The sequence below is a fragment of the Flavobacterium sp. MR2016-29 genome (genome assembly GCF_015350695.1).
GTDB lineage: Bacteria > Bacteroidota > Bacteroidia > Flavobacteriales > Flavobacteriaceae > Flavobacterium.
Map to the genome: position 1 here is coordinate 275990 of NZ_JADKPU010000006.1, position 24103 is coordinate 300092.

Annotated in this window: 21 protein-coding genes and 1 pseudogene; 13 read left to right on the forward strand and 9 right to left on the reverse strand. The window is 32.9% G+C overall.

The genetic code is table 11. The features are described 5' to 3' along the window. The first annotated feature begins 88 nt into the window (after positions 1 to 88). Positions 89 to 2476, forward strand: a complete 2388-nt coding sequence (locus tag IR010_RS14910) for a penicillin acylase family protein (RefSeq protein ID WP_194604944.1) — start codon at positions 89 to 91, stop codon at positions 2474 to 2476. A gap of 132 nt (positions 2477 to 2608) precedes the next feature. Here IR010_RS14910 and IR010_RS14915 read toward each other — a convergent pair whose 3' ends face one another. Continuing rightward, the gene (locus IR010_RS14915) at positions 2609 to 3058 is read right to left on the reverse strand and encodes a hypothetical protein (RefSeq protein ID WP_194570430.1); all 450 of its coding nucleotides are present in this window, start codon (positions 3056 to 3058) and stop codon (positions 2609 to 2611) included. A gap of 221 nt (positions 3059 to 3279) precedes the next feature. On the opposite strand from IR010_RS14915, the gene IR010_RS14920 reads away from it, so the two are divergent. After that, positions 3280 to 4971, forward strand: coding sequence for an RDD family protein (locus IR010_RS14920; protein WP_194604947.1), 1692 nt, complete (start codon positions 3280 to 3282; stop codon positions 4969 to 4971). A gap of 108 nt (positions 4972 to 5079) precedes the next feature. Here IR010_RS14920 and IR010_RS14925 read toward each other — a convergent pair whose 3' ends face one another. The 5 genes from IR010_RS14925 to IR010_RS14945 form a co-directional block, all read right to left on the reverse strand. Further along, on the reverse strand, positions 5080 to 6528 hold the full coding sequence (locus tag IR010_RS14925) for a serine hydrolase (RefSeq protein ID WP_194604950.1): 1449 nt from the start codon (positions 6526 to 6528) through the stop codon (positions 5080 to 5082). 230 nt (positions 6529 to 6758) lie between these two features. Continuing rightward, positions 6759 to 7238, reverse strand: a complete 480-nt coding sequence (locus tag IR010_RS14930) for a nuclear transport factor 2 family protein (RefSeq protein WP_228515171.1) — start codon at positions 7236 to 7238, stop codon at positions 6759 to 6761. Positions 7239 to 7269: 31 nt separating this feature from the next. Beyond that, positions 7270 to 8802 (reverse strand): serine hydrolase, encoded by a 1533-nt coding sequence (locus IR010_RS14935; protein WP_194604953.1) that lies wholly within the window; start codon positions 8800 to 8802, stop codon positions 7270 to 7272. A gap of 77 nt (positions 8803 to 8879) precedes the next feature. Beyond that, positions 8880 to 9674: a helix-turn-helix domain-containing protein gene (locus tag IR010_RS14940; RefSeq protein ID WP_194604956.1), complete on the reverse strand. Its 795-nt coding sequence runs from the start codon at positions 9672 to 9674 to the stop codon at positions 8880 to 8882. An 88-nt stretch (positions 9675 to 9762) separates the two neighbouring features. Then, positions 9763 to 10356 (reverse strand): GNAT family N-acetyltransferase, encoded by a 594-nt coding sequence (locus IR010_RS14945; protein WP_194604959.1) that lies wholly within the window; start codon positions 10354 to 10356, stop codon positions 9763 to 9765. Positions 10357 to 10730: 374 nt separating this feature from the next. Between IR010_RS14945 and IR010_RS14950 the strand changes: the two genes are divergently transcribed. After that, positions 10731 to 12074 (forward strand): FAD-dependent oxidoreductase, encoded by a 1344-nt coding sequence (locus tag IR010_RS14950; protein WP_029270548.1) that lies wholly within the window; start codon positions 10731 to 10733, stop codon positions 12072 to 12074. 92 nt (positions 12075 to 12166) lie between these two features. Here IR010_RS14950 and IR010_RS14955 read toward each other — a convergent pair whose 3' ends face one another. Then, entirely contained in the window at positions 12167 to 13684 is a 1518-nt protein-coding gene (locus tag IR010_RS14955) for a helicase HerA-like domain-containing protein (protein WP_194604962.1), read from the reverse strand. Between the two features lie 380 nt (positions 13685 to 14064). On the opposite strand from IR010_RS14955, the gene IR010_RS14960 reads away from it, so the two are divergent. The 8 genes from IR010_RS14960 (at position 14065) to IR010_RS14990 (ending at position 20588) form a co-directional block, all read left to right on the forward strand. Then, on the forward strand, positions 14065 to 14889 hold the full coding sequence (locus IR010_RS14960; protein ID WP_194604965.1) for a MotA/TolQ/ExbB proton channel family protein: 825 nt from the start codon (positions 14065 to 14067) through the stop codon (positions 14887 to 14889). Positions 14890 to 14945: 56 nt separating this feature from the next. Continuing rightward, a complete protein-coding gene (locus IR010_RS14965) occupies positions 14946 to 15572 on the forward strand; it encodes an ExbD/TolR family protein (RefSeq protein WP_194604968.1) in 627 nt (208 codons plus the stop codon). Between the two features lie 19 nt (positions 15573 to 15591). After that, on the forward strand, positions 15592 to 16179 hold the full coding sequence (locus IR010_RS14970; RefSeq protein WP_194604971.1) for an ExbD/TolR family protein: 588 nt from the start codon (positions 15592 to 15594) through the stop codon (positions 16177 to 16179). Positions 16180 to 16217: 38 nt separating this feature from the next. Continuing rightward, complete coding sequence (locus IR010_RS14975) at positions 16218 to 17015, forward strand: energy transducer TonB (protein ID WP_194604974.1); 798 nt, start codon at positions 16218 to 16220, stop codon at positions 17013 to 17015. After that, positions 17015 to 17245 (forward strand): hypothetical protein, encoded by a 231-nt coding sequence (locus IR010_RS20135; RefSeq protein ID WP_057122313.1) that lies wholly within the window; start codon positions 17015 to 17017, stop codon positions 17243 to 17245. The genes IR010_RS14975 and IR010_RS20135 overlap by 1 nt, the downstream gene beginning before the upstream one ends. Before the next feature lie 2 nt (positions 17246 to 17247). Further along, the gene (locus IR010_RS14980; protein ID WP_194604977.1) at positions 17248 to 18171 is read left to right on the forward strand and encodes a PstS family phosphate ABC transporter substrate-binding protein; all 924 of its coding nucleotides are present in this window, start codon (positions 17248 to 17250) and stop codon (positions 18169 to 18171) included. A gap of 16 nt (positions 18172 to 18187) precedes the next feature. Beyond that, positions 18188 to 19855 carry a tetratricopeptide repeat protein gene (locus tag IR010_RS14985; RefSeq protein ID WP_194604980.1) on the forward strand — a complete coding sequence of 556 codons (1668 nt, stop codon included), beginning with the start codon at positions 18188 to 18190 and terminating at the stop codon, positions 19853 to 19855. 100 nt (positions 19856 to 19955) lie between these two features. After that, complete coding sequence (locus tag IR010_RS14990; protein WP_194570442.1) at positions 19956 to 20588, forward strand: 7-carboxy-7-deazaguanine synthase QueE; 633 nt, start codon at positions 19956 to 19958, stop codon at positions 20586 to 20588. Between the two features lie 142 nt (positions 20589 to 20730). On the opposite strand, the pseudogene IR010_RS14995 reads toward IR010_RS14990, so the two are convergent. Both IR010_RS14995 and IR010_RS15000 read right to left on the reverse strand, forming a co-directional pair. Next, positions 20731 to 21198: pseudogene (locus IR010_RS14995) on the reverse strand (YfiT family bacillithiol transferase); the annotation flags it as partial. Between the two features lie 12 nt (positions 21199 to 21210). Continuing rightward, entirely contained in the window at positions 21211 to 21921 is a 711-nt protein-coding gene (locus IR010_RS15000) for a class I SAM-dependent methyltransferase (protein ID WP_194604984.1), read from the reverse strand. A gap of 73 nt (positions 21922 to 21994) precedes the next feature. On the opposite strand from IR010_RS15000, the gene IR010_RS15005 reads away from it, so the two are divergent. Together IR010_RS15005 and IR010_RS15010 are read left to right on the forward strand one after the other, a co-directional pair. Next, on the forward strand, positions 21995 to 22489 hold the full coding sequence (locus IR010_RS15005; protein ID WP_029270525.1) for a YkgJ family cysteine cluster protein: 495 nt from the start codon (positions 21995 to 21997) through the stop codon (positions 22487 to 22489). Between the two features lie 107 nt (positions 22490 to 22596). Beyond that, entirely contained in the window at positions 22597 to 23832 is a 1236-nt protein-coding gene (locus tag IR010_RS15010; RefSeq protein WP_194604987.1) for an ABC transporter permease, read from the forward strand. The last annotated feature ends 271 nt before the right edge of the window (positions 23833 to 24103 follow it).

Here is a 24103-nt window from a genome sequence, read left to right on the forward strand (position 1 = left end):
TTTAGACTTTAAAAAACTAAGTCACTTACAGGATTTAAGTTATAAATTACATTATTACAAATTTGATATTGTTATACTTTTTTTGAATATGAGAAAAATTAAAAAAATACTGCTGGTTTTATTGGTCTTGATTGTAGTTTTAGGAATTGGTTTATGTGCTTATATTTTTCATTTAAAACCCAAATATGAAGGAGAACTGAAATTAAAAAACCTTGTAAATGAAACCACCGTTTATTTTGATGATTTTGGTGTTCCTCATATTTATGCCCATTCAGAAAAAGATGCCATGACCACCTTAGGTTATGTACATGCGCAGGAAAGATTATGGCAAATGGAATTGCTCCGCAGAATTGCGCCCGGAAGATTATCAGAAATCTTCGGATCTGTTGCGCTTAAAAATGATAAGTTTTTCTCCGGAATTGGTATTGAAGAAGCTTCGGCGAAAGCCATAGCCAAATTAGATAAAAATAGTCCGAGTTATCAATTGACTTTGGCGTATTTAGATGGAATAAATCAATATTTAGAAGAAGGTCCTACACCAATTGAATTTACGTTGGTTGGCGTAAAAAAAGAAAAATTCACAATAAAGGATGTTTATAATATTTTTGGATATATGTCTTTCAGTTTTGCAATGGCTCAAAAAACAGATCCGTTATTGACAGAAATTAAAAATAAATACGGAGCTGAGTATCTGAAAGATTTAGGAATTGATGGCGAATTTAATACAACCAAAATTAAAAGCTCAAAAGACAATATCGACGAATATAGTGCGATCGCAAAATCGGTTGCAAGTTTGCTGGACACATCTCCGATTCCTCCATTTGTTGGCAGCAACAGCTGGGTTGCCGGACCAACGAAGACAAAGAGCGGGAAAGTAATTTTTGCGAATGATCCGCATATTGGGTTTTCGCAGCCGGCAACTTGGTATGAAGCACATTTAGTCGCACCAAATTTTGAATTGTACGGCTGTTATTTGGCCGGAACTCCATTTCCGTTATTGGCTCATAACCGCAATTATGCATATGGTTTGACCATGTTCGAAAACGATGATATCGATTTTTATCAGGAAAAAAATAAAGCTGGAGATGTAAATCAATATCAAACACCAGCGGGTTTTGCAAATTATAAAATCAGAAAAAAAACAATAAAAGTTAAGGATACTTCTGATGTTGTTTTGACTGTAAAATCAAGCCGACACGGACCCATTATGAATGATTTAATTGAACGCTTGGATAAAAAAAATCCGATAGCAATGTCTTGGATTTACACGCAGCAGCCTATTCAGATTCTTGATGCAGTTTACGGACTTTCGCATGCAAAAAGCAAAGACGAATTTAGAAAAGCCGTGCAGTTAGTTGCTGCGCCGGGGCTGAATGTTATGTATGGCGACGCCAAAGGAAATGTCGCTTGGTGGGCAACCGGAAAATTGTACAAACACAATAAAGGTGTGAATTCGTTTTTGATTTTAGATGGCACGAGCGGAAAAGATGATATTACGGAGTATTTAGATTTTTCTAAAAATCCGTCAGCCGAAAATCCGAAATGGGGTTATGTATATTCTGCTAACAATCAGCCGGAAGCTGTTGACGGTTATTTGTATCCGGGCTATTATTTGCCTGAAGATCGTGCGAAGAGAATCTCAAGTTTAATGGATTCAAAATCAGATTGGGATAAAGAAGCCATAAGTAAAATGATTTTTGATAATACATCGCCAGTCGCGCCGCAAGTAGTTCAAAGTTTGGTTTCGAATGTAAACACTGCGTTGCTTTCAAGTGAAGAAAAAAAGGTGCTGTCGACTTTAAAATCCTGGAAAGGAACAACCAATCTACAAGATGTTGGGCCAACAATTTACAATAAATGGATTTATTTGTATCTAAAAAATACTTTTCAAGACGAAATGGGCGAGGAAAACTTTACTTTATTTCTAGGAACGCACATTGGGAAACAAATTATTGCGAGACAAATTGAAAAAGAAAATTCAGTTTGGTGGGATAATATTAAAACTAAAAATATAAAAGAAACCAGAAACGATATTGTTAATAAATCGTTTCATGAAGCTGTAAAAGCGCTTCAGGAACAAATAGGAAATGATATTTCTCAATGGAATTGGGAAAAAGTACACACAGTTGAACACGAACATCCGTTAGGTAAAATTGCAGCTTTGCGCAAATTATTCAACGTTGGTCCTTTCGCAGCGCCCGGCTCAAATGAAGTAATCAATAATCAGTTTTTCGGATTTAACGAAGAAGGAAAGTATTATGTAAAAGGCGGACCATCAACCAGAAGAATTGTCGATTTCTCTGATATCGAAAACAGCTGGAGCATTATTCCGACGGGACAATCTGGAAATCCATTCAGCAAACATTATGACGATCAAGCAGAAATGTTTAATGCTGGAAAATTCAGAAAAATGAAATTGAATAAGGACGAAATCATAAAAACTTCTACTAAATTGATTTTTAAACCAAAAGGATAGAAAAGTTTCAAGTTTGTTTTATTTCAGGTTTCAGGTTTGAGTTTGATAAAAATAAAAAGTTCAAAGGTTTTAATCTAAAACCTTTGAACCTCTATGTCTCTGTTCCTCTGTGCCTTTGAACCTTGCTGACTTTTATTTAGAAATATACTTTCCCTTCACAATATCATTTGCAAAAATATTCAGATTATTTGCAAGTGCTTTATTGGCAATCATAACATTTGTACTTTGGTAAGCAGTATCTTTTTCATACGCTTTTAATAAAGTTTCCAGTTCAACTTCATCATAAAATGCGAACATATTATAAATGGCATCTCTAAAGTTTTTGTAGTTGATGCTTTCTGTTATTTCCATTGCTTTTTGATCGTTCCAGCCTTCTTTTGCAGAAGCTTCATTTATTTTAGACAAGCAAAAATCAATAACATAATTTTTGTAATGTGCCGCTTCGATAATTTTGTCGACAATAATTTTATTTTGTTGCGTAGGCATTGCTACAGGCGTAGAATTTGTTTGAGAATTAGATATTGAAGGAATAATCAAACATAGCATTAAAGCCAAAAAGGCGTGCTTTTTTAAATTTTTCATAGGTTAATCAGTTGTTTTTGGGTACGGCTAAAATAGTGTTTTTTCATTTTAAAAGTAAAAGGATAAAAAAATATTTATGTATTTTTTTAATACATAGTCTATTCATTTATTAGATAAAATAAGTGCTGTTTTTGACCTGATTTTAAATGTGTTTTAATAGTATTAATTTTAAAAATTACTCAATAAAATTGCTATTTTTGAAAAAAACCAAAAACCTATTTATGTATAAGAAAATTACACTTTTTGCATTATTGCTTTCTACTATTGGTCTCATACTCGGATTTTACAGAGATTATGATTCGCTATTATTCTCCATTTTGGATTACATTAGTTATAATATATCTACAGGTCGCGAATTTTTGTGGTTCGAAGGAAACTGGCTAAGATTGTTTTTTAGTTTCTTCCTTTTTGTGGGCGGTATTGCTTATTATGTTTCCAAAGAAAAAGAAACCCGACTTTTGCGTTTTATATTTTCGGTTTTGTTTGTAGAACATTGTTTTTTTTTGCTGATACGTCTTTATCATGTTTTTAATTATATTAAAAACGCTGCTGTAAAAGATATTTTAATTTCTTTAGGCTCATTGGCTGTAACATTATTTATGCTTTATTTTTTATACAAAAGCATGCAATATTTGAATAAACTAAAAGAATTGGATTATGAAACTTTTGTTTATACGGAGTCAACTGAAATTTCATATTTTGAAACAAATAAATGGCAACGTTTACTGCATCTTATAATCGATTCGGCCGTTTTTGGATTAATGGGATTTCAATTTTTAGATCTTTTAATGCGAGTGCCTTTTTTTCATCAAATTTTAGAAAATTTCGGAACGCAGTTTAGTCAGCAGGTAACCTTTGCCATTATTGTCTTTGTCTTTAGGACTTTATTTTATTTTGTTTTTGAAGCTCTTTATAACGCAACACCAGCAAAATTTTTGACCGAAAGCAGAGTTGCAGATTATGAAGGTTTGAAACCAACAGCTTCGGGTATTTTTAAAAGAACCTTATCCAGAAGTATTCCGTTAGATTCGCTCTCGTTTTTATTTAAGGCAGATTGGCATGATTCTATTTCAGAAACGCAGGTTTACAAAGAGAAAAAGACAGGAATTAAGGGCGGATATTATTTTATGCTGTTTCCATTAGCAGTATTTTTAATCTACACAGCAACTTTGTGGGAAGAAAAACAAGAAAAAGATAGATATCACGAAGCTGCACAGAGGACATTTGAAGAAAATAAAGCAATTATTCTGGACGCACTAAAAGTTATAGATTCTAACACCGTTTTACAGCTTAAAAGCGGAAGATATGACGGACGAACTAAATTTTTAAAAGCAGATAAGATCTCAAATGCATCTATTGAATTTTCAATTTTAAATTTGAATGAAAATGAAAGTTTTAATCCTTCGTTACTTGAAAATAAATTTACAGTTGCAAAAGATAGTTTAGATAAAGTTACCCTTACCAAAACAGATTTGCTCAAAATGATTTTAAGCAAATATGAAGAATCCCCAAATTACTATGAAGATGATAAGGAAACTTTTGATGGATTAATTAGAGTGCCTCAATTAGAAGGCAGATTTATTGAAGATATTATAAGGTTAAAATCGCCTAATTTAGTTGTTTCAGACAGTAATTTTGACACAACAGGCTTTTATGTCGAACTAAAAAACAACGGAATTCCGGCTGAAATAATTGCAATATCCTCAGATGATAAAAAGGTGAATTGGAGTTCGAATATTTTTCCTATGCGATTTTTTGATTATGGAGGCCTAATCATTCGTGGTACAGGAAAAAATCTTACTGGTTTTAAATTTAGAATTACACTAAATGACAAGCTGAACCAAAAAAGTATTTACGAAATTTCTAGTAGTGAAAATCCAACAACAACACAATTAAGAATTATAAAATTGTAGCTTTTATTTTTTTCTTAGCGATTTAAATCAACAAAAAACCTTTGCCAAAATTTAAATTTTGGCAAAGGTTTTATTTTAAACAAAATGAATTGGTTGAAAATGCTTTTATTATTTCGAAATTTCTGCTAACACTTTCTTTCCGTTTTCATTTGTAGGATCAAGTGCAATAGATTTCGTATAGTTTTCAATTGCTAGTTTTTTATTTCCGTCGGCTAAATAAGCTTCGGCCAAACTATCGTAAACATTTCCAGATTTCGGAAAATTTTCAACATTAATTTTAAAAGCTTCAATGGCTTCTTTCTTTTTTCCGTTTTGCAATAATTCGTATCCAACGCGGTTCATATCGCCTTCTTTAAGTCCAAAAGTCGGATCGCTTTTTAATTTTTTATAAGCATCTGCACCGGCCACAGCTCCTTTTTCTGTAAACACATCCAGCAATTCAAAAGCCAATGATTTTTTTGGCTGATTTAACGGCTGATTGTATAAAATAGCTCTTATGCCTTCATTCATTTCATCCAGAATTGTACCGCCAGTATTGTTAAGCAAAACCACTAAATTTTTATCTGCAGGAATACGTGAAATAACAGTGTTGAAACCATTAATTCCTCCACCGTGTTCGATAATTTTTAGTTTTGGTTTGTCGCCATTCTGAGCTTCTTGCAAAAACCATCCATAGCCATAAGAACCATCTCCAGCTTTAATATAAGGTTTAAACAACGATTCCATAGATTTTGCAGAAAGCAATTTTGTGGTATACAGCGCCTGATCCCAAAGATATAAATCTTCAACTGTCGAATATAAAGATCCCGCAGCATACGGAATGCTCATATCAAGAAAAAAAGAATTAGTATATATTTTTCCTTTTTTTTCATAGCCCGAAGCTCTGTTTTTTATAATGATTTCGCTATGGTCATAACCTGTATTTGCCATTTTTAGCGGTGTCAAAATAGTTTCCTTTAAATATTGTTCATACGTTTTACCAGAAATTTTCTCAATAATATAACCCAATAAAAAATACCCAGAATTGCTGTATTTAAATTTTTCGCCAGGCGTAAATTCAAGCGGCAAACTTGAAAATGTTTTTACAAATTCTTCTGGAGTGTAAGAGTTTCTGCTTTTATCTCTAAAGAAATTTGGAGCAGAAGTATAATTCTGAATTCCAGATGTATGCGTAAGCAAATGATGAATGGTTATTTTGTCGCCAGTTGTTTTTGGATAATCTGGCAAATAAGTCGTAATCGGAACGTCAAGTTTTAGTTTTCCTTCTTCGGCAAGTTTCACAATTAAAAATGCTGTAAATTGTTTGCTGATAGAACCTAATCTAAATTTTGTATTCGGCTGGTTTGGAATATCCCATTCCATATTAGCAAAGCCAAAACCTTTTTTAAAAATTACTTTTCCGTTTTCAGCAACCAAAGCAGATCCGTTAAATTGACCGTATTCTGTGTATTTACTTAAAAGTTGTTCGATTTGTTTTGCCTTGTCTTGTGCCGTTATATTTAATGTAAAAAGCACAAGAATAAAGGAGAGTGCAATTAGTTTGATTGATTTTTTCATAATGATTGATGATTATGGGTTTAAGGATTAATGTAATGATTCGTTTTTGATTGATGATTGAAACTTTTTTAATCATTTGTTTATTAATTTGTTAGACTAATTTACAAATTAAAATGGTGATTATTTCGGTGCCTTGATTTTTATTAGACGACTGAAGTTTTATTATGTTTCAAGATCAATCAATTATTTTCATTTTTCCTTAAATTAAAATTTAGAGTGCATATCAAAAACTACTCTTTTATAGGTCTATGCTCGTAGCTCACAATTCGTTTCAATTTCCAATCATTATCTTTTCTTTCCCAAATATGAATAAATTTCCCAGTTCCTTCTGGAATTCCATCAACATAAAAAGTATGTTCGCCTATTTGTACGGCGCCAAAATCTCCCAGTTTGTCAATCGTGCAGGAATTTAGTTTTCTGGTTAGTTTATCAGATCTATCACATTTTCCAATTAAGGATTTTATTTCATTTGCTTTGGAAATATTTAATCCAAAGCGGTCATCGTAAAACTCAACATCGTCAGAAATTATTTTTTTAAAAAGCCCCGCATCGCATTGATTGAAAGCAACATCAAAAAGCAGACTGTCCATCTTTGTGATTTCGATTTTCAGAAAATCCAGTTTTTGAGTCTCTTTTTGCGCTTCTGCACTTGTTTGCGCCTTTACTTCTTTGCTTAAAAATAACATGAAGAGTACAATTATATTTATCATAGGTATCATGGCTGTGTTTGATTCACTTTCATTATTTCGTTTCAATTTCAATTAATCGATTTCCGTTTTCCCCTAAATAATGCGAAATGATTTTTTCATACACTTTATAACCGTCGTCACCATTTGTAAAAACAATAAGTCCCTGCTTTGTTTTTGGCAATAAAAAAACAAGTGTCTGAACACCCTGATCTGCACCGCCATGCGAAAGTGCATAATTATCATTTCCTAAATCGTAAATTTCAAAACCCAAACCAAAATATTTGTTAGTTTTTGCTTGTTTTACCTGATGCGAATTCATATCATCAAATACTTTTTTGCTTAAGCCTTCGCTGTTTATTACGCTGCATAAAAAGGTTCCGTAATCTTCAATTGTGGTCAATAAGTCGTCGGCAGCGTTTGCGGTTTTGTTCTTAATGGGTTCATAGGCATTTCCCTTATTGTCATAATTTGAGGCGTATCTCGAAACATCAGTTATGTCGTTCCAAATAAATTTGGTATCGTCCATTTTTAGCGGTTTAAAAATTAATTCATCGGCTAATTGATCTAAGGTTTTATGGAATTTCTTTTCTAAAGCCTTTCTTAAATATTCAAATCCTTCTCCGGAATATTGGTATTTGGTACCTGGTTTAAATTTAAAATCTAACTTTTTAGATTCGTTCATGTATCTCCAATTCGGAAAACCAGTTTGGTGACTTAAAACAATTCTCGTTGTCAGCAGTTTTGTATTTGGGTCGTTTGCAATATCTGGATCTGTCCAATACTTGGATAAGGGTTCGTCTAAATCCCATTTTCCTGAACTTACTAGTTTTAAGGCAACAATTGCAGTTACTGGTTTAGTAAGAGAGGCGACATTCCATATGGTGTTATATGGTGCTGTAATTCCTTTTTTAAGCTCGCCGTACACTTTTATCTGTTGGAGTTTTCCATCGTTAATTACGCCAATTCCTAAAGTCGGAATATTATTTTGTTTCAGCCATTTTTGAATTTCTTGATCGTTGTCGAAAATAGAGGATTTTGTGCCTGCTGTACTTGTGTTTTGATGATCGTAACTTAAAGATCTTTTGAGTTTCCAAACGCCGTTTTCTAATAGCCAAACGTGGGTAAATCTTGCTGTGCTTCCAAAATTTTCTTTCGCGTTGGCAAGAGATTCATTTTTTTGCGCCGATTTTTCATAAAATTGATGAATCCCGATTTGTACTGCACCATACAAAACGCCTTTTTTATAAAGCGGATAAATTTCAGTGCTTCCTTCAACTAATGCTCTTCGCGATTGGTACGTTGCAGGAGAGCCACACAATCCTTTTTTTAGAGTTGCTAAAAATTTTGTTTTATCTGAAATGCTGTCTTTGTCGTGATAAAATTCAAAATTGTCGCTCAGCAAATTTTCGAATTGTGAAATGTCGCAAGTATTAAAACCGACATTAAAAAGAAGACTGTCTTTTGAAAGAATGGTTTTGTAGAGTTGGGAATTTTTTTCTTCTTGAGAAAATCCAATTTGAACGTGGAAGATTAAAATTCCGATTAAAAACCATTTTAAGTAGAAAGATTGGTATTTGATTTTCATTTTGTGATTGATTGATGATTAATGATTTTGCAATAGTAATTCAATCAAAACTCTCAAAATTGTATAAATGCGAAATCTTATCTTTTTTTGGAAAGAAAATACAAATCTGAATTGAACATTTTCGGAGTTGTTTTGGTCACATCTTTGAATTTTTTGATAAAATGCGACTGGTCAAAATATTGGTTGTAAAGCGCAACATCGGTCAAACTCATTTTTTCTACATTAGAATTTACCATTTGATCGACCGATTTTCTGAATTTCAGAATCTGAATGTATTTTTTAATTGTAAGTCCGGTTGCAATTTTAAACTTAATCTGCAACATTCGCTGTGAAGTATTTAAGCTTTTGCTAATTTCTGAAACATTAATTTCTTCGTTGTGAAGCTTGACTATTTCGCAGATTTTTTCAATTGTATTTTTAGTCGGATTTGAAGTGTTTAATTCTTCGAAGTAAGTGTTTATTATATTGGTCAATGCTGAAATATCAGTTTCAATTTGAACTTCAAAAGGCAGTTCAGCCGAATCAATTTTAATAATAGAATCCAAAAAATTACTCAAATCATATTCAGGAAACATCGAAAGTGTCCAAGTGTGTAACTGAATGATGGTAACTTTAGTTTTCGGTTGTATGTTAACCAAAACTTTATTGGTCATTTGCGAACAAAAGTAAAAACCTTTGTTCATTTGGTATTTCTTTTTGCTTGTATGAACTTCTATCTCATTGCCACTCACAATGGCGACATTAAAACAGCCATTTGGCAATACGAGTTTGTTTTCGATCAGGCTTTCGCCGATGCTGTTATCGAGACACCAAATTTTATTGACAAACCGCTCGGAAGTTTTACTTACATAATGTTCTGAATAGAGGTTCATCAATATAATATGTTAGCTAAATTTTCTTCTTTTAGTCTGAGATTCTAGGCTAAAATACTACTTTTTAAAACATTATAAATCAATTTTTTCAAATAAACTCCCCAAAATAATCTCGTTTAGTATTCTCCCATTCTTCCAAAATTATACTATAATAAACATCATCTTTGCTTTTTCCATCAGAATCGACATAATTATTTCTGAAGAGGCCTTCTTTTAAAGCGCCTAGGTTTTCAATTGCTCTTTGCGATCTTGTATTTTCCAGATCGGCACTGAATTGTATTCTTTTAAACTGAATGTTTTCGAAACCAAATTTCAATAATTCGTATTTGCAGGCTTTGTTTAAACCGGTTCCCTGAAATTGTTTTCCGTACCACGTCCAGCCAATTTCGCATTTTTGGCTTGCGTGATTTAAGTAACCGTAACGCGTGCTTCCGGCAACTTTGTTTGTCGCTTTGTCAATAATTAAAAACGGATAACAAATTCCTTCAGTCTTTTGTTTTAACGTGTTGTGGATGTAATTTTCGAAATCAGTTTCAGTTCGAACGTACATTCCCATAAATTTCCAGATTTCGTCTTCAAAGATAATTTCTTTGAGTTCGGTGTTTCTTTCGTTTTCAAAAGGGAGTAATAATACTTTTTCGTTTTCTAGAATAATGTCAGATTTTAATAGTTCGCTTTTCATTAATTAAGGGTTTAAATATTAGGACATATTTCTCAATGTTGTCATTTCGAGGAACGAGAAATCACACACGTAATTCGAGAAAGATTGGCGATTTTGTTGAGGAGTTTCAATTGTGATTTCTAGTTCCTCGAAACAACAAAAAACGTCGCTCTTTGTGAGATTGTCTTCAGCGAAAATAAACTTTCCAGCATTTCTAATAAATCGATAAAAACGTAAATTTGTTATGAAAACGGATACCCGACCAGTTCCCGTGACTTCGGGATCGCGGGTCATGCCTATATAATTATTAAGGACAAGTTTAAATATTTAGTTAATTTTAAATCTTCTGTAGATTTATTACTTATTTTTACGATCTTATATTTAGACATTTCTTGATGCAAATACCATTAAAAATTGCTGTTGTAGGTTCTGGATTAGTCGGATCGCTATTGGCAATTTATCTCAAAAAAGCAGGTCATACCGTTCATGTTTATGATCGCAGTCCTGATATTCGCAAAATAAATTTCTCGGGACGTTCTATTAATTTGGCAATGTCTAATCGAGGCTGGAAAGCACTTGATGGCGTTGGCGTTGGCGATTCGGTTCGTGAAATTGCGATTCCGATGGACAAACGTGCGATTCATTTGGTCGACAAACTAAATTTTCAGAATTACGGACAAGAAGGTGAATCGATTTATTCGATTTCAAGAGGAACTTTAAATCGGAAAATGATTGACCTTGCCGAACAAGCCGGAGCCGAATTTTATTTTGAACAAAAAATTTGGGATGTGACGCTGAGTGATGCAACTTTGCATATTGGCGAAACTGAAAGAGGCGAGTGGGAAGAGATAAAGTACGATATGGTTTTTGGTGCCGATGGCGCTTTTTCGAGAATTCGTCACAGAATGCAGCGTCAAAGCATGTTTAATTATTCGCAGGAATTTTTGAACATGGGTTATAAAGAACTGAATATTCCGGCAAACGCCGATGCAACTCATAAATTAGATAAAAACTCATTTCATATTTGGCCGCGCGGTGAATACATGTTAATCGCATTACCCAATTTAGACGGAAGTTTTACTTGTACTTTATTCATGCCTTTTGAAGGAGAAAATTCATTTGCTTCTTTAACAGATCGTAAAATGGTCGAAGATTTCTTTGAGAAAAATTTCCCAGATTCGATTGAAGTGATTCCGAAACTGGCAGAAGATTTCTTTAAAAACCCAACGAGTACTTTGGTGACAATGAAATGTTTTCCGTGGACATATGAAAATAAAATTGCTTTAATTGGAGATGCTTGTCACGCTATTGTACCTTTTTACGGACAAGGAATGAATGCCGGTTTTGAAGATATTAGCGTTTTGCAGGAAATGATCGAAAAATATGGAGACGACTGGAAAAAGATTTTCTCTGAATATCAAATCTCACGCAAGCCAAATGCCGATGCGATTGCCGAACTTTCGTACCGAAATTTCATGGAAATGAGTACAAAAACTGCCGATGAGAAATTTTTGTTGCAAAAGAAAATCGAAAAAGCTTTTTCAGACAAACATCCAGATAAATGGATTCCGCTTTACAGCCGAGTAACTTTTAGCGATCGCCCATATGCGGAAGCCTTAGCAATTGGAGATTTCCAAAACGGAATTATGGAAGAGGTTTTGAAAACAGATAATATTGAAAATATTTGGAATACTCCTGAAATCGAAAATAAGATTTTAGAATTGTTGGAAAACGCATAATTTTTTTTAAACCATATAAGTTATATAAGTTCATTTAATATCGATGCGCAAAGCATTATATTGAATTATATAACTTATATGGTTTAATTGTTTTACTTCTTAAAGATTTTAGATAAAACTCCGAAAACACCTCGTATAAAAGTAGCGCTGGTAACTACTTTCAAAACTGATTTTGTAACAACGCTGGCTGTAGTTGGTTCAGATTTTGATGTTTTTGCTGGAGCTTGTTCTTCTTGTTCAGCAGCTGCTTGATTCGCAGTTTCGATTTTCTGATTTAGAATTTCATAGGCACTTTCGCGGTCAATTTCTTCACTGTATTTTTTAACTAGTTTCGATTTGCTGTTTATGGCCTCAATTTCATCAGCAGTTAAAATATCCATTCGGCTTTCTGGTGCGCGCATCATGGTCGCAACAAGCGGTGTCGGAATTCCTTTTTCGTTTAAAGCAGTAACTAACGCTTCACCAATTCCTAAACTGGTCAACAATTCGTCGGTTTTATAATATTGCGAAGTGGGGTAATTATCAGCTGTTTTTTTAATTGCCTGACGATCATTTGCTGTAAAAGCCCTAAGTGCATGCTGAATCTTTAATCCTAATTGTGCCAAGACACCGGTCGGAACATCCATTGGGTTTTGCGTAACAAAATAAACGCCGACTCCTTTAGAACGAATTAATTTTACAATCGTTTCAATTTGTTCCAAAAGTGCTTTGCTGGCTTCATTAAAAATCAAATGCGCTTCATCAATAAAAATAACCAATTCAGGTTGTTCAGCATCTCCTTTTTCAGGCATTTGCTGATAAATTTCGGCCAACAAACTCAACATAAAAGTCGAGAATAATTTTGGTTTGTCCTGAATATCCGTCAAGCGGATGATGTTTACGTAGCCTTTTCCGTTTTCATCGATTCGCATTAAATCATCAATTTCAAAAGATAATTCGCCAAAAAATAAATCACCGCCCTGTTGCTCTAATTCGATTATTTTTCTCAGAATTGTTCCAGTAGTTGCCGTTGAGATTTTGCCATAACTTGCCGCAATCTCTTCTTTGCCTTCTTCCGTAATATAATTAATTACTTTTTTAATATCTTTTAGGTCTAATAAAGGCATTTTTGTATCGTCGCAATATTTAAAGATTACAGCAACAACGCCAGCTTGCGTGTCGTTTAAATCTAAAATTCTAGAGAACAATACCGGGCCAAACTCAGAAACGGTTGCGCGCAGGCGAACTCCGTTTTGTTTGGATAATGACATTAGTTCTACAGGAAAAGAGGCTACATTATAAGGTATGTTTATTTTAGCATGTCGCTCGGTAATAAAAACTTCTTCTTTCCCCTCTTTTGCAATACCACTAAAATCACCTTTTATATCCATCATCAAAACAGGAATTCCTGCATTTGATAATTGCTCAGAAAAAACCTGAATTGTTTTTGTTTTTCCTGTTCCCGTTGCACCGGCAATAAGACCGTGGCGGTTTAAGGTTTTCAAGGGGATCTTAACGTGAGCCTCAGCAATAGGCTCTCCATCTAGAATGGCACCTCCTAAGATGATGCTGTCGCCCTTAGAAAGATACCCATTATTTATATCCTGAATGAAATTATCTTTTTTATTCATGTTTTTATTTGTAATTTAGATGATTATAAGAGTATTGCTTTGTTTTTTAACATTTTGGATGTGTTTTTTTTAGTAGGAAAAAGCTTTTTTTGCCTCAAAAAATATTAAAAAATAATTTCGCAACTTTTTAAGAAGATATCAACGGAATCTTTGAATATTGACTAAAACGTTGTAATTTTCCCAGATTTAGCTCGTATTTTTGTTTTATCGAAAAAAGAATGAGGGCAAATTAATGAGATATTTTTTAAATTGACGTTAAATTTCCTTCAATAAAATTAAAAAAAGTTTTTTTATTTAAACTAAACGTATAAATTTGCTCCTCTACAAGTTAAATATAACTAAAAAATAAAAATTATTTAAAACTATTAAAATTAAAAAAAATGGCAAACGTTAAAGTTAAAAAAGAAAGCACTTCAAATGGAGGAGGAATGATTACTGGAATCATTATTGTTGCGTGTATTTTGGTTGGGGTGTTTATTTGGAAAGTAATCATGGGAGATGCTTCTAACTTCGAAGGTGGTAATCCTGAAACAGGTCACCCGATCAATACATTAGGACAAGTATATAAAGGAGGATTTATTGTACCAGTATTATTAGGGATGTTTTTAATGGTTGTTGTTTTTTCAATTGAAAGATTTATCGTTATTGGTAAAGCGGCTGGAAAATCTAACTTAGATAAATTCATGACAAGCGTTCAGGCAAGTATTAAAGAAGGAAACATCGAAGCTGCAATCGCTGCTTGTGACAAACAACAAGGTTCAGTTGCAAATGCAATTAAATCTGCTTTGATTAAATACCAAGACGTTAAAAAAGAAGGTTTCAACAGTGAAGAAGCTTCAGAAGTAATCCATAAAGAAATCGAAGAGGCAACTTCATTAGAAATGCCAATGTTAGAAAAAAATATGACTATCATCTCTACTTTAGTATCATTAGGAACTTTAGGAGGATTATTAGGAACTGTATCAGGTATGATTAAAGCGTTTGGTGCGTTAGCTTCTGCTGGAACTCCAGATCAGGCTGCTCTTGCAACAGGTATCTCTGAAGCACTTATCAACACTGCAACAGGTATCTCTACTTCAATCTTAGCAATCGTTTCTTATAACTTTTTCACAGCTAAAATTGATGATTTAACTTACTCTATCGATGAGGCTGGTACTACAATTGTAAATACTTACAGAAGATTCAGAGGAAGTTTGAAACAATAATTAATTTTTGATATTAATAATTACAATTAATTATATCAAAATAAAAATAAAAGAGAATGGCTAAAATAAAAATGAAAAAAAAGTCAACATCGACAGATATGACTGCCATGTGTGATGTTGCGTTCCTTTTGCTTACGTTCTTTATTTTGACCGCTACTGCTAAGGTGCCAGAAGCACTTCCTGTAGATATGCCTTCTTCTACTGTTCAAAGTAAATTACCAGATTCAGATTTGGCAATTATTACTATAGGTAAAGGAAGTGATGGAAAAAGCAAAGTGTTTTTTGACATTAAAGGGAGAGAGATTCGTAAAAGAACTCTTGAAGGAATGGGTGCAAAATTCGGGGTAACTTTTTCAGAAGATGATAAGACTAAATTTGCTTTAATGGATGACTTCGGTGTTCCTGTAGCAGAATTGAAAAGTATTATTGGTATGAAAGCTGCTGAAAGAGTAAAAGCGGATCAAGGTGGAATTCCAATCGATTCTTTAGATAATCAATTAAAAGAATGGTTGTTAATTTCAAGAAGAGCTGCAATTGACCTTGACGATAAAGAATTGCAGATCGCCATTAAGGGAGATGCTAAAGAACAATATCCACAAATCAAAAAGATTATGGATATTTTACAAGACCAAAAAATCAATTCCTTTAACTTAGTTACAGGTATGAGAGGAAAAGACTTTTAATTAAAAAAGATACACTAAAATGGCTGAATTAAATACCGGCGACGGTGGTGGCGGAAAAGGTGGTAAAGTAAGAAGTAAAAAGCAAAATTCAAAAGTCGATTTAACGGCAATGGTAGATTTGGCTTTCTTATTGATCACATTCTTTATGTTAACCACATCGTTGTCAAAACCTCAATCTATGGATTTGTCGTTGCCTGATAAAGATCCAATAAAAGATGATGTACCAATTAAGGTAGATGAGAATCGTACAATGACTGTAATGCTAGGTGCAAATAATAAAATAGTTTATTATATGGGATTATTGGCTACTCCTATTGCTGGACCTAAAGATATTGCATATGGTAAAGATGGAATTCGTAGAGAAGTTCTTAAAAGAAAGAAATCAGTTTTAGAATATTCTGCAGCAAAAGGAAAACCTAAACAAGGGATTATTGTCATTATTAAACCAAGTAAAAAATCAACTTACCGTAATTTAGTTGATATTTTGGATGAGATGGCTATTTCTGGAGTAGATACTTATGCTATTGTTCCTGAGTTTTCGCCAGAAGAAACTAAATTGATAGATCCAACTAACACGGGTTCTACTAACACAGATCCTGCTAAATAAGAGATATCTTGTTTTTAACATCCTAATAATCAAGAAAAATGAAGTTAGATATTATAAAAAATCAGTGGCTTGATATCGTATTCGAAGGACGTAATAAGATATATGGTGCATATGAGCTAAGAAAAGCAAATACTAAAACAACGGTAAAAGCACTTATCATTGGGTCAGTTATTTTTGCTGTAGCTGTAGCTGCTCCTCTTATTGCAAGCTTTTTGCCAGATTCTGGTGAAGATGACGCGAATAAAGATATCAAGATTGCGACAGTAAAATTGCCTCCTAAAAAAGAGGAAGTTAAGCCTAATGAACCACCACCACCACCACCACCACCAAAAGTGGATCAGGTGAAGTTTGTGAAACCGGTTGTTGCTAAGGCCAATGAGGTTACTGAAGATCCTCCTAAAATTGAGGAACTTAAAGATAAAAAAGTTGGTTCTGAAACTATCAAAGGAGATCCGGATGCAGTTTTAACTGTTGATGAGCCAGTAGGTACTGGAACTGCCGCAGTAGTAGAAGAAGATAACCAAGTATATAACACAGCTGGTATCGAAGTAAAACCAGATTTCCCTGGAGGAATTGAGAAATTCTACAAATTCGTAGGAAACAATTACAAAACTCCGGAAGAAGAAGGTTTAAAAGGTAAAGTTTATGTTACTTTTGTAGTTGAAAAAGACGGTTCATTAACCGACATTAAAGTTTTAAGGGATATCGGTTACGGTACAGGAGCAGAAGCAATTCGTGTTCTTAAAAAATGTCCGAAATGGACTCCCGGCGAGCAAAATGGTAAAAAAGTTAGGGTTCTTTACTCTCTGCCTATTACTATTCAATCTGCAGAATAATGTTAAAAGATATGCTTAATAATATTCAGAAGAAATCGCTCAAAGAGCGATTTCTTCTTGTTTTAGGAATACTGTTTTTTTTAATATATCTTGTATTAGGTTTAATGATTATGTTTTGGGAAAAATTACCATTAGATATGGAACCTAAATACAGATATGCTTTCGGAGGTTTGCTAATAGTATATTCGGCAATACGATTTCTAAGATTAATTAATTCAAATACAGAATAGTTATGTTGAAATATGGTAAAGTGTTCGGATTGGTTGTTTTTGTCTTTTTGTTTGCGATGTGCAACCAAAAAAGCAAGAACGAATCTGATAAAGAAACAATTTTAAAAGGATCTATTGATATTACTGTTGACGAAACTGTTAAGCCAATTGTAGATGATCAGGTTGCTGTTTTTGAAGGAACTTACTATGGAGCTAAAATTTCTGTAAAACCTAAGTCTGAAGCAGAGCTTATAAACGACTTATTAAATCAAAAAGCTAAAGTAGTTATAACAACCAGAGATCTGACTAAAGAAGAAAAAAGCAGATTCGAAAAAAGTAAAATTAATCCTAGAGTAACGCCGTTTGCTACAGATGCAATTGCATTAATTTCAAACAAAAGCAATAATGATACATTAATTGCGTTGAAAACTGTAATTGATTTTATGCAGGGTAAGACTGATTCTGGAATAAAAGGTCTTGTTTTTGATAATCCAAATTCAAGCACTGTACGTTATATGAAAGAGCTTGCAAAAGTAAAAGACATTCCTGCAAAAGGTGTTTTTTCTTTTAAAAATAACGATGAAGTTATTAAATTTGTTTCTGAAAATGACGGAATGATTGGTGTAGTTGGCGTAAATTGGTTATCACAACCTTCGCCAAATATGGTTGATGTTATTAAAAAGATTAATGTTTTAGCTGTAAAAGGCTTAAATGATAATAAGTATTATAGCCCAACTCAAAATGATCTTGCTGAAGTAAAATATCCTTTGGCACGTGATTTGTTTATCATAAACTGTCAGGGTTATTCTGGATTAGGAATGGGTTTTGCTTCATTCATTGCCGGAGATATAGGACAGCGAATTGTTTTAAAATCCGGATTACTTCCTGTAAGGGTTCCGGGAAGAAAGTTAAAAATTAGAAGTCAAATTATAAACGATAAAGAATAAATTAATTACAATAAAGATGAATAAATTTAAAATTTTCAGTCTTGCCTTAGTTGCTTCAGCTTCTGTTGCAAAAGCGCAAGATATAAATCAGGCTAAAAAGGCAATCGATGCTGAGCAATTTGAAAAAGCTAAGTCTTTGCTAAAATCAATCATTAAAGCTAAACCTTCGGATGGTGAGGCTAATTTTGTTTTGGGAAATATATATCTAAATCAAACTATCATTGATTCTGCTAAAATTTATTACTTAAATGGATTAGAAGCAGCAGATAAAAAACACCTAAACTACATCGGATTAGGGCAATTAGATCTTGACAGCAAAAATACGGCTGGTGCTCAAGCTAATTTTGGTTTAGCAACAAAAGATATCAAACGTAAAGATGTAAATGAGTTTATCTACATTGGTAGAGCTTACATGAATTCTACTAATCCTGATTATACAAATGCAATCGCTGTGTTAAAACGTGCTTTAGCACTTGAACCACAAAATGCAACTGCACTTTTGGCAATCGGAGATGCTTACCATGGAGCAAACAACCAAAACGAAGCTTACAAATCTTACCGTGATGCTTTTACAGCTGATCCAACACTTTTAAGAGCTAAAATGCAATTAGGAGTTTTGCTTAAAGGAGCTAAATCTTACGAAGAAGCGATTAAAGCTTTTAATGAGGTTATTGCAATCGACGCAAATTATGGTCCTGTATATAGAGAGCTAGCCGAAACCTATTACAAATGGGCTAGAAATAAACCTTCTACTCAACAAGTAAATTACCAAAAAGCGATTTCTAATTATGAGAAATACTTAAGCTTGACTGATTATTCTATGAACTCAAGAATGCGTCACGCAGATTTCTTGATCTTAGTTAAAGATTATAAAGCTTTAGAAACTGAAGCTAATAAAATGATTGAGTTGGATAAAGTTAATCCAAGAATCTTTAGATATTTAGGTTACTCTGCTTACGAAAATGGTAACGTTGACGTAGCTATTAAGTCTTTAGAAGATTATATTAAAGTACCAACAAACAAAGCAATTGCAAAAGATTATTTATACTTAGGTTTTGCTAAAATTAAAAAAGGTACAGATGCTCAAGGTGTTGTAGAACCTGCTGCTTTTGAAGCTGGTTTAGCTGAAATCAAAAAAGCAGTTGCAATGGAACCATTAGCTGTTGAAGATTTAGGTGACTTTGGAAAAGAATTGTTTACTAAAAAACAATACAACCAAGCTGCTGCAATCTATGAATTGAGTGCTTCTAATACAGAATCAAAAAATTACTTGAATGATAATGTATATTATGGTATCTCTCTTTATTATGCAAACGCAAATAAAACAAAAGAAACTCGCGATGTTGCTGCCTTAGGAAAAGCTGACGCTGCTTTTGATAGAGTTTTAGTTGCTTCTCCGACTTATGATGAAGCTTACTTGTACAAAGGAAGAATCAACAACTTATTGGAGAAAGATGATTTAATTATTAAAAACTACGAAGAGTACGTTGCTAAAACATCTGCTAAAGGTGCTGAAGAATTAGCAAAACCTGCGACGGTTAAAAAAATTATTGAAGCTTACAATAGTATTGGTGCTAGTTACGCTAATACTGATAAAGCTAAAGCAATTGAATACTTCAATAAAACTTTAGTTTTAGATCCAACAAATGCTTATGCATCTCAATCTGTGAAAGCTTTGAAATAATTTAAGTTTTCTAACTAAATATAAAACCGACAGTTCAAAGAGCTGTCGGTTTTTTTTGTTCCGTATTTAAATGACTATCTTTGCACTTTAAAATGAAGTAATGTTATCAAAAGAAATACAATTAGAAGTTAATAAGGGAGCAATGTTGCCTTTGATGGAAGAGTTTTACACCATTCAAGGAGAAGGTTATCATACCGGAACCGCTGCTTACTTTATACGAATTGGAGGGTGTGATGTTGGTTGCCACTGGTGTGATGTAAAAGAAAGTTGGAATGCAGAATTACATCCGCCAACAAGTGTTGATTTAATTGTAAATAATGCTTCAAGTTATGCTAATACAGTTGTCATTACCGGAGGAGAACCTTTAATGTGGGATATGACTTTATTAACTCAGGAATTAAAAAATAAAAGCTTAAAAGTTCATATAGAAACTTCTGGCGCTTATCCGTTATCAGGAACTTGGGATTGGATTTGTCTTTCTCCTAAAAAAAATAAACTCCCAACTCAAACTGTATATGATAATGCGAATGAGCTAAAAGTAATTATTTACAATAAACACGATTTTATTTTTGCCGAAGAACAAGCTGAATTGGTAAATGATAATGCGATTTTATTTCTTCAGCCAGAATGGAGTAAAAAAGAAGAAATGACACCGCTGATTGTTGATTATGTAATGAATAATCCAAAATGGCGTGTATCTCTTCAAACACACAAATATTTAAATATTCCGTAAATAGTAAAAAAAAAATCTCTTCAAGCGAGGAGATTTTTTTCTTTATGTAAGTAAAGGAAAATTTATTACTCCCAATTTTTATATTTTTTAGAGTTGTAATATGTGCTAAGTGGTGATTGCTATGCCAAGCATAAGTTCCAATAATTTCTTTAAGTCTGTATTCCGAATTATTTTCTGGATGAACAAATGATTTTTCTAAATCGTCTTCTGATAGATTTCTCATGATATACGCCAATCTAAAATGTAACCCTTCTAATAAATTCAAAGTTGGAAGAATTGGCATCCTTAAATTATCGGGCAATTCAGACCATAAAACTTCGTCATATGGCTTTATGACAGGATTGTTTTCTGTCAAGGCCCATTTTATTCTTATAAAACAATGCATATGACTTTCAGCACAATGATGAATCAGTTGGCGAATAGTCCATCCGCCGGGTCTGTAAGCTGTATCTAATTGTTCATCATTTAAGTGAATGGTTTCTTTTTTTAATCTTTCAGGAAAAGTTGCAATTTCTTGAATTTGCACTGCAATATATTCTGCAGTAAATTTCGTCGGAGCTGTAAATTTCCCGATCGGATATTTTAATTTTTCTAAATCTAATTTTTCCATTGATGTGAAATGTTATGTTATAGAAAGTTTGGCTAAATAATCATAATGTTCCCCTTCTAAAATAAGTTCACATTTAAGTCCATTTGCTATTGCTGCATTCTGAAGTGTATTATAATCTAGATACAACCAGTCGAAAGCAACTTCTTTTTCTCCTTTATACGAAATATTAAATATAAGCTCTCCATAATAATCGTTATTAGAAGGAATCCATTTTCCGCCATCTTCATCTTCATCAAACATATAAATAATGTCAGAACTGTCCAGCAAAATTTGCCCGCCAGGATTAAGAAGCGATTTTAGTTTAGATAAATACTTGTTGCAATTTTCTAGTTTTCCAAAAATGCCGACACCATTCATCAATAATATAATGGTATCAAATTTTTCTCCTTCAAAATCTAATATATTTTGAACAGATGCATTTTTTACGCCTCTCAATTTGCAGGTTTCAATCGCTTTTTCTGAAATATCAATAGAAGTAACTTCTAAGTGGCGGTCGTTTTGCAAAGACAAACTGTGACTTCCTGCTCCACAGCCAACATCTAATGTTTTTCCATGAGCTAATTGAAGTGCTTTCTGCTCTAATTTTGGCATCTCATTATAAGAACGAAATAAATATTCAACACTCATTTCGTCTTCTTCTGAAATTGAGGTTTCAGTAATGATATCTTCTGGTGAATTATTGGTTTGGAAATCGAACATCGCTTTCCCGAAAAGATCTTTCATTGTATTTTAGTTCAAAGTTTAAGGTTTCAAGTTCAAAGTTGTTTAATTTTGCACATCAACTTAAATTTTAAACTTGAAACAAATTTTAAATAACTTAAATAAGTTAGCCAAAGATAAGCATATCGAAAACAAAAAGTATTTTGATAAGCTTAAAAAGAAACAGCCTAAAAATTTAGATTACGTTATGCAGGATTTGCATGACGCCGAATTTAAAAGAACGGATTGTCTTCAATGTGCTAATTGCTGTAAAACAACTGGGCCATTATTTACTTTAGCAGATATTGAAAGAATTTCAAAATCTTTCAGACAAAAGCCACAACAGTTTATTGATCAATATCTGAGAATTGATGAAGATAAAGATTATGTTCTAAAAAGTGTTCCATGTACTTTTTTAGATAATGAAAATTACTGCATGATATATGATGTACGCCCGAAAGCTTGTCGAGAATTCCCGCATACAGATCGTAAAAAGTTTCATCAGATTGCTGATCTTACTTTGAAAAATGTTGCTATCTGCCCGGCGGCATATAATATTGTCGAAGAAATGAAAAAGAAACTTCCGTTATAGAAGCTAAATGTTTTGTAATCTTTTTTAGGAATAATTCATTTTTGCTTTTTTAGATGTATTTTTGACTGAGTTGAACTTTTTAGTAAATTAACAATAAGACCAATAAATTGAATTTAGAATATTTTATAGCCAAAAGACTCATTACTGCAAAAGATTATAAAAGCAGTATTTCGGCACCTATCATAAAAATTGCCATTTCGGCTATTGCAATAGGTATTATTATGATGTTGGTTTCTGTAGCTACCGGAATTGGGTTGCAGCAAAAAATTCGCGAAAAAGTTTCTGCTTTCAACGGTCAGATTATTATATCCAACTATGATAATAATAATTCAGAAGTAACTTTGGTTCCTATTTCTAAAAAACAAGATTTCTATCCCAATTTTAAATCAGTTCCAGAAGTCAGCCATATTCAGGCAATAGCTAGCAAGGCCGGAATTATAAGAACTGCTAATGCTTTCGAAGGAATTATTTTTAAAGGAGTAGGAGCAGATTACGATTGGAATAATATTACAGAATATTTAGTGGAAGGAAGATTGCCTGATTTTTCTAATTCATTAAACGAAGATGTTATAATTTCCAGATTTCTAGCTGATCGCCTTAATTTGAAAGTTGGAGATAATTTTAATACTTTTTTTATCAAGGAGGAGCAAGGTAAAATGCCAAATAGCCGTAGATTTAAAATTGCAGGTATTTTTAATTCAGGATTTCAGGATTTTGATGCAACCTATATAATAGGTGATATTAGGCATATCCAGAGAATCAATAAATGGACTCCAGACCAAGTAGGAGCATTTGAGGTTTTTGTAAAAGATTTTAATACAATCAAATCGACCGGTAATCAAATTTACGAACAAACATCATCAAGTTTAGATACAAAGACTATAATTGAAAAATACAGTTATATTTTTGATTGGTTGCAGCTCTTCGACTTTAATATTGTGGTTATTCTTGCTGTTATGATCTTAGTGGCTACTATTAATATGGTTGTTGCTTTGCTGGTTCTTATTTTAGAACGCACACAAATGATAGGAATTCTAAAATCATTAGGAGCAAACAACTGGACCGTTCGCAAAATATTTCTTTACAATGCTTTTTATTTAATTATACGCGGATTGTTTTGGGGAAATTTAATTGGAATTGCAATATTGCTGATTCAGCAGCAATTTGGTATTGTTCATCTCAATCCTGAAAATTATTACGTCAATCAAGCGCCGGTATATTTAAATTGGACATATATCATATTATTAAATTTGTTAACCATAACAATTTGTTTTCTCGTTCTATTGATTCCTTCTTATATAATAACAAAGATTTCGCCAGTCAAAGCTATTCGTTTTGACTAATGATAAAATGATCTAATAATAGTTACCCAGCAGATTTAAAATCTGCCGGGTTTATTTTTTCTACATTATATATAGGTATAGCAATTTATGCTTTATATATAAGAGCAATAATCCGCCAGGCGGAGGGAAGCATAGGTAGTCAGTTTAAAATTTGCATATGATTAAGGACATGTTTTTATGCTATGCGCTTCAGCTTTTTTCTTGTAAAGAAAAAGTAAAGGATTCCAGATTTTATAACAAAACCCAGCAAAACAGCCAAAAATCATTATTA

Bases quoted from the DNA above. Each gene is read 5' to 3' on its own strand.
- IR010_RS14910 (WP_194604944.1), top strand. From the start codon at position 89: ATGAGAAAAATTAAAAAAATACTGCTGGTTTTATTGGTCTTGATTGTA.
- IR010_RS14915 (WP_194570430.1), bottom strand. From the start codon at position 3,058: ATGAAAAATTTAAAAAAGCACGCCTTTTTGGCTTTAATGCTATGTTTG.
- IR010_RS14920 (WP_194604947.1), top strand. From the start codon at position 3,280: ATGTATAAGAAAATTACACTTTTTGCATTATTGCTTTCTACTATTGGT.
- IR010_RS14925 (WP_194604950.1), bottom strand. From the start codon at position 6,528: ATGAAAAAATCAATCAAACTAATTGCACTCTCCTTTATTCTTGTGCTT.
- IR010_RS14930 (WP_228515171.1), bottom strand. From the start codon at position 7,238: ATGATAAATATAATTGTACTCTTCATGTTATTTTTAAGCAAAGAAGTA.
- IR010_RS14935 (WP_194604953.1), bottom strand. From the start codon at position 8,802: ATGAAAATCAAATACCAATCTTTCTACTTAAAATGGTTTTTAATCGGA.
- IR010_RS14940 (WP_194604956.1), bottom strand. From the start codon at position 9,674: ATGAACCTCTATTCAGAACATTATGTAAGTAAAACTTCCGAGCGGTTT.
- IR010_RS14945 (WP_194604959.1), bottom strand. From the start codon at position 10,356: ATGAAAAGCGAACTATTAAAATCTGACATTATTCTAGAAAACGAAAAA.
- IR010_RS14950 (WP_029270548.1), top strand. From the start codon at position 10,731: ATGCAAATACCATTAAAAATTGCTGTTGTAGGTTCTGGATTAGTCGGA.
- IR010_RS14955 (WP_194604962.1), bottom strand. From the start codon at position 13,684: ATGAATAAAAAAGATAATTTCATTCAGGATATAAATAATGGGTATCTT.
- IR010_RS14960 (WP_194604965.1), top strand. From the start codon at position 14,065: ATGGCAAACGTTAAAGTTAAAAAAGAAAGCACTTCAAATGGAGGAGGA.
- IR010_RS14965 (WP_194604968.1), top strand. From the start codon at position 14,946: ATGGCTAAAATAAAAATGAAAAAAAAGTCAACATCGACAGATATGACT.
- IR010_RS14970 (WP_194604971.1), top strand. From the start codon at position 15,592: ATGGCTGAATTAAATACCGGCGACGGTGGTGGCGGAAAAGGTGGTAAA.
- IR010_RS14975 (WP_194604974.1), top strand. From the start codon at position 16,218: ATGAAGTTAGATATTATAAAAAATCAGTGGCTTGATATCGTATTCGAA.
- IR010_RS20135 (WP_057122313.1), top strand. From the start codon at position 17,015: ATGTTAAAAGATATGCTTAATAATATTCAGAAGAAATCGCTCAAAGAG.
- IR010_RS14980 (WP_194604977.1), top strand. From the start codon at position 17,248: ATGTTGAAATATGGTAAAGTGTTCGGATTGGTTGTTTTTGTCTTTTTG.
- IR010_RS14985 (WP_194604980.1), top strand. From the start codon at position 18,188: ATGAATAAATTTAAAATTTTCAGTCTTGCCTTAGTTGCTTCAGCTTCT.
- IR010_RS14990 (WP_194570442.1), top strand. From the start codon at position 19,956: ATGTTATCAAAAGAAATACAATTAGAAGTTAATAAGGGAGCAATGTTG.
- IR010_RS15000 (WP_194604984.1), bottom strand. From the start codon at position 21,921: ATGAAAGATCTTTTCGGGAAAGCGATGTTCGATTTCCAAACCAATAAT.